General features: G+C 50.3%; 3 protein-coding genes. All 3 read right to left on the bottom strand.

Annotated elements, in window-relative coordinates; translation table 11 throughout:
* Nucleotides 1-91 precede the first annotated feature (91 nt).
* The 3 genes from NFS35_RS28580 to NFS35_RS28570 are packed head-to-tail and all read right to left on the bottom strand — an operon-like array spanning nucleotide 92 to nucleotide 4,024.
* A complete protein-coding gene (locus tag NFS35_RS28580) occupies nucleotides 92-1,123 on the bottom strand; it encodes a tyrosine-type recombinase/integrase (RefSeq protein ID WP_160259039.1) in 1,032 nt (343 codons plus the stop codon).
* Nucleotides 1,116-2,105: a tyrosine-type recombinase/integrase gene (locus NFS35_RS28575; RefSeq protein WP_251210341.1), complete on the bottom strand. Its 990-nt coding sequence runs from the start codon at nucleotides 2,103-2,105 to the stop codon at nucleotides 1,116-1,118. Before NFS35_RS28575 ends, NFS35_RS28580 begins: the two co-directional genes overlap by 8 nt.
* On the bottom strand, nucleotides 2,102-4,024 hold the full coding sequence (locus tag NFS35_RS28570; protein WP_251210340.1) for a tyrosine-type recombinase/integrase: 1,923 nt from the start codon (nucleotides 4,022-4,024) through the stop codon (nucleotides 2,102-2,104). Before NFS35_RS28570 ends, NFS35_RS28575 begins: the two co-directional genes overlap by 4 nt.
* Nucleotides 4,025-4,159: the final 135 nt, after the last annotated feature.

Below are 4,159 nucleotides of genomic sequence, written 5' to 3'. Positions count from 1 at the left end.
AACTTGCTTATCCTTAAGATATTTTTATCCCCATCTTTTTGAAACTGCCCGTATCCTTGGTGTTTAAACACAAAAAGATAAGGATAAAAATTCATCTCAGACCACAAATCCTTGCCAGCTCGTCCTCATTGTCTGTCCAAAGGGGTTCTTCCTCAGGCATACCTCCAATACTCCCTCCCATCGCTTCCTGCATCATTTTCATTGATGGCGTAGCATATATCCTCGTTGTCTGGGTCGATGAGTGGCCCAGTATCCTTGAAACCAGTTCAAGCTCAACGCCGTCCTGATAGAGACCTGTCGCCCGCGTGCGCCTCAGCATATGCGGCCCAGGCCGCCTTGGCATTTCCGGATGTTCTTTCCGGACTTGATCGGCATATTTGGTGATGATCCGTTCCACATTCCCGGATGACATAGCCGACAGGTGGCCTTTTATCACCGTGTAGAACAGCGGCTTGTCCGGACACCCCTCAACATGGAACCTTGAGAGATATGTCCGCAGATGCGCGACAGTTTTATCTGTCAGAGATACAATCCGTTCCTTATCTCCTTTCCCATGGATACGCACATAGGGGATAGCCGCATCAAGATATAATGATGACAGTGTCAGCCCGAGGAGTTCGGATACCCTCATTGCCGAATCATAGAGAAGTACCATGATCGCCATATCCCGCAGGCCATTTTTCTTCTGCAGGTTGGGAGCTGCGAGCATTGCGGCGCATGCCCCGTCCGGAATGGTCTCCCTGATGGGCTTCGTTTCCTTCATGAACGGGACCCGGGATGCGCCAAGGGCTATACTCTGCAGAGACACATCCCCATCCGCCGCATACCATAAGTAGGATTTCACAGCGGCAAGCCGGTTGTTGCAGGTGCTTTCCTTACAGCCCCTGTCCCTGAGATGGGCCATGAAGTCGAGCAGAAAATCGTGTGTACAGTCGGAAAAACGGAACTTCTTCATGGATATTTTCCTTGTGTCCGTGACATACCTGCGGAAAACCGTCAGACCGTCAAGATAGGTTTTTACCGTGCAGGCACTTCTTACCGCCTGCGATGGCAGATAAATATTCAGAAAATCGTTTGTCCTTGAAAAAAACAAATCATTGCGGAAACCGTTCCTCTCACTCATAGCCGCCCACCTCCGGTATTATGCTGCCGGAAGAGATATCTTTCTTCCTTATTATCCGGAATGAGGATTCAATCTGGTGGTAGTAATAAAAGGTATCCTGCGGACTTGTATGGCCAAGGTAAGCACTCAGATAGGGCATCATCGCATTTAGGTTTTTCCCTTCCTCCATCCACTTGTTCATCCTTATGACGACAAAACTATGTCTCAGGGAATGTATCGTCGGCTGTCTGCAGCCGGGCCTGGCGTATGGTGTCCGTGACCAGATCTCCTTGAATTTCGCATTCAGGGAAGCCGCCCTGAATGGTTTTTCAGGATCACCTGCCGGGAAAAGGTATTCGGAGTAAATACCGTACCGTTCCTGCAGGATGTTTATACATTCGGAACAAAGGCCTGCAACATCATCCGCTATGAAAACCACCCTGTCCTTACGGCCCTTTGACTGTTTTATCATGGCTTCCGCCTTCCCGGCAGACAGGTCCACATCCGACCGTTTCAACAGCCTTGCTTCCGACACCCTGAGGCCGCAGCAGAAAATAAGCCTGTAGATTGCCCTGTATTCCATGGCCAGCCTTTCGAAGCGGGTTCCCCGGATGGCAGGCTGGTAGCTGTCCAGTTCCCTGAAAAAACTCCTGACCTCATCCTCGTTGAGGACATAGGCCAATGTTTTGCTTTTTGCCGAGAACTTTGCCGGGATATAGCAGTCGATCCCAAGGGAAGCCATATATAATGACAGCTGGCGCAGGGCGGACATCCTGTTCCCGAGATAGGCTCTGCCTTCCCCGCTTCTCTGCATCCCCCATTCGCTTGAGATTTCTTTTGTGACCACCGGAGTATGATACCCATTCCGGATACAGAAGCGGTCAAAGCTTATCAGGATATGTCTTGCGCTGTTAAAAAGGAAACCTTCCTCATGCTTACGCTGGATCAGCCCCTCGATGTATGGCGCAAAACAACTGCTGAATTCATAAGTATCAAGCGTCATAAGGCACCTCCTTCCACGGCAATGCCGCTTAATGACAATGGGCATTCCATCATCCGTTCGTCATCAAAAGAAAGGTATTTTACAACAGTCGAGTTGTCGTGGTGCCCCAGCGCATCCATGACAGCATCCATGCCCGCATTGTTCCGCAGGATGCCGGTCGCAAAGGTACGCCTCAAGGTGTGGAAGCTCACGCCAGGCCTGTCCGCCATTTCCGGAAGCGCAGCTTTGAAGGCGTTCTCACAGCTTTTTATCGTGAGCCTGCCGAAAGGCGCTTTGTGCCGGATGAAAACGTGGTTATCTTCTGCTTTCGGCCTGGATGAGCTCAGATAGGAATACAGGGAATTTCCTGCATCGATGGATAGTGGCAGGACGAGCGGGTGCTTTGTTTTTTCCTGTATGATCGATATCCTGCGCTGCTTCCAGTCTATATCTTCGATCTTGAGGTTGACCACATCACTTGCCCGGAAGCCAAGGCGCAGGCCCAGCATCAGCATGGCGGCATTACGCAGTTCGATACCGGTACGGCATCCTGCCCTGTATGTATAGATGCGCTTCACTTCATCATCGGTCAGGACCACCGGCACCGTCACAGATTTCGCAGTGCCGGCCGTGAGCACGGTATAGAGTTTCTTTTCCTCTCCAAGGATGCCCGTTTCTACATACCACAGGAACTGGTTTACAATGGTTATCCTCGTGGAACGCCCTTTCAACGTGGCGTGATGATCCTGGGCTATATATTCCCTAAGCATCTGCGGAGTAATGTCCCCAAAGCCATTTATGCCGCAGGCCAGAAGGTAGTCGCATAAACTCCAGACGCCGTATCTATAGTTCTGAACAGTTGACTCTCTATGGAAACTGCGTGCAAGCCAATCCACATATCCGTTGACCGCGTCCGCACACCATGCCGGGTAATGCCCCATACGCTTCTCCTGGGCGGACGTCATCCCACAGTTTTTATGGAAGCGTATTTCCCTGTCTGCGGCAAAGCTGCCAAAAAGAGCCAGTACACGCTTCCACGCCCGGCGGTTACGGCCTATCCTGTCTCCGATCAGCGTGTACCATTCCCATGAAACTTCCGGGCAGTAGTCCAGACCATGCATATCCAGAAAAACATACAGACACCGGAGGGTATGGGTAACCCTCTTGATCATGGTGTAGGAATACCCTCTGTCACTGTACCCGTCCGCAAACCGGGCGATCATGGGATACATTTCTTCCGTAGTGCAGACAGAGTGCTCACGGCTCAGACGCAGCAGCTCCGTCATGACGGCATCATCGGACAATCCGGGGACATATGCATACTGGAACACGGAATCTTCTAACAGAATGGAGAATCCCCGCCGGAAACCATGCTTTTCATGAAGAAAGCCAAGCAGTTGGCGGCCATGGCTCAGGATCACCGATCTTTGTTCTGGAGTAACGTTCCAACGGCTCCGGAATACTGCCGCCAGCATTTCATAGGAGAGCATCTCCATTCTCATCATCCCTTCTGCGCAGAGCCGCAAAAGGAAGTTGGCCGTGTGCAGTTTTGCAAGACGCATAGATTCCGGGCTGTAATCCGGTTCGCGGGAAGCAAGATATTCATCGAGAGTGCTCCGTATCTCCGGGGGCAGCTTATCGTGGTCAGGCTTCACCAAAAGGAGATTCTCGATCCGTATTTCCCCTGTGCGGATGAATTCCCGGAGCTGTTCCATATACCTTGCAGTCACATGGTATTGTTGTCTGGTATTTGCCGGTTTTACCACCTCCTCAAGCCATTTTGAAACATTTTCATCAGAGTATACAAGTCCGGCCTCTGATAAATAGCGGCCAAAAGCTTCATACCAGCGTTTACGGGCAGTTCTTCCATACTCGCCAAAACCGCTTTCGACCATGAGATTGACCATCTCTTGGACATAGTCATTGTAGCGCTTAATCATAAAATCACCTCCAAATTTGTAATGGTGATTATATGATGGCATACGGATTGATTTTTATCCTCATCTTTTTGTACTTAAACACCAAGGATACGGGCAGTTTCAAAAAGATGGGGATAAAAATGTCTTAAGGATAAG

The organism is Acetatifactor aquisgranensis (genome assembly GCF_943193215.1).
Classification (GTDB): Bacteria; Bacillota; Clostridia; order Lachnospirales; family Lachnospiraceae; genus Acetatifactor; species Acetatifactor aquisgranensis.
This window is presented reverse-complemented; position numbering and strand designations above follow the sequence as displayed.

Coding starts and splice junctions, on each gene's coding strand:
- NFS35_RS28575 (WP_251210341.1), bottom strand. CDS start 2,105: ATGACGCTTGATACTTATGAATTCAGCAGTTGTTTTGCGCCATACATC.
- NFS35_RS28570 (WP_251210340.1), bottom strand. CDS start 4,024: ATGATTAAGCGCTACAATGACTATGTCCAAGAGATGGTCAATCTCATG.
- NFS35_RS28580 (WP_160259039.1), bottom strand. CDS start 1,123: ATGAGTGAGAGGAACGGTTTCCGCAATGATTTGTTTTTTTCAAGGACA.